This window comes from Roseateles asaccharophilus, assembly GCF_004362405.1.
GTDB lineage: Bacteria > Pseudomonadota > Gammaproteobacteria > Burkholderiales > Burkholderiaceae_C > Kinneretia > Kinneretia asaccharophila.
Genome location: NZ_SNXE01000008.1, coordinates 241,692 through 242,591 on the forward strand (window position 1 = coordinate 241,692; position 900 = coordinate 242,591).

Below are 900 nucleotides of genomic sequence, written 5' to 3' on the forward strand. Positions count from 1 at the left end.
GGCCTTGACCTGGTCGGTGGTCAGGGCGTTGAGGTCATCACTGTTCAGGCCGTTGACCTGGGTCGTGGTCAGGTTCGCGACCTGGGTCGTCGTCAGGGCGGCGATCTGGTCGGAGTTGAGCGCCGCCAGCTGGGTGGTGCTCAGACCCCGCAGGGCGGCCGTGCTCAGGGCGTTCAGGTCATCGCTCTGCATCGCAGCGACCTGGGCCGTGGTCAAGCCTGCCACCTGGGTGGTGGTCATGGCACGCGCCTGCTCGGTGCTCAGGGCCACCACTTGGTCGGTGGTCAGGGCCTTGACCTGGTCGGAGTTGAGCGCACGCACGGCATTGGTGGACAGGGCCTCCACATCGTCCGTTGTCATCTTGGACAGCTGGGTGGTGCCGATGGCGGCCACTTGAGCGGTGGTCAGGGCCTTGACCTGGTCGGTGCTCAGCGCGTTCAGATCATCGCTGTTCAGACCATTGATCTGGGTCGTGGTCAGGTTCGCGACCTGGGTCGTCGTCAGGGCGGCGATCTGGTCGGAGTTCAGGGCCGCCAGCTGGGTGGTGCTCAGACCGCGCAGAGCAGCGGTGTTGAGCGCGTTCAGGTCATCGCTCTGCATCGCAGCGACCTGGGCTGTGGTCAGACCGGCCACCTGGGTGGTGGTCAGGGCCTTGGCCTGGTCGGTGCTCAGGGCCACGACCTGGTCGGTGGTGAGTGCCTTGACCTGGTCGGAGTTGAGCGCACGGACGGCGGCCGTGGACAGGGCCTCGATGTCGTCCGTGGTCATCTTGGACAACTGGGTGGTGCCAAGGGCGGCCGCCTGTGCCGAGGTCAGGACCTTGACCTGGTCGGTGGTCAGGGCGTTCAGGTCGTCGCTGTTGAGCCCATTGATCTGGGTGGTCGTGAGCGCGACCACTTG

1 pseudogene is annotated in these 900 nt (G+C 66.1%); it reads right to left on the minus strand.

Going from position 1 to position 900, the window contains the following annotated elements:
* Positions 1-900, minus strand: a pseudogene (locus tag DFR39_RS19895) (heme utilization protein); the annotation flags it as partial.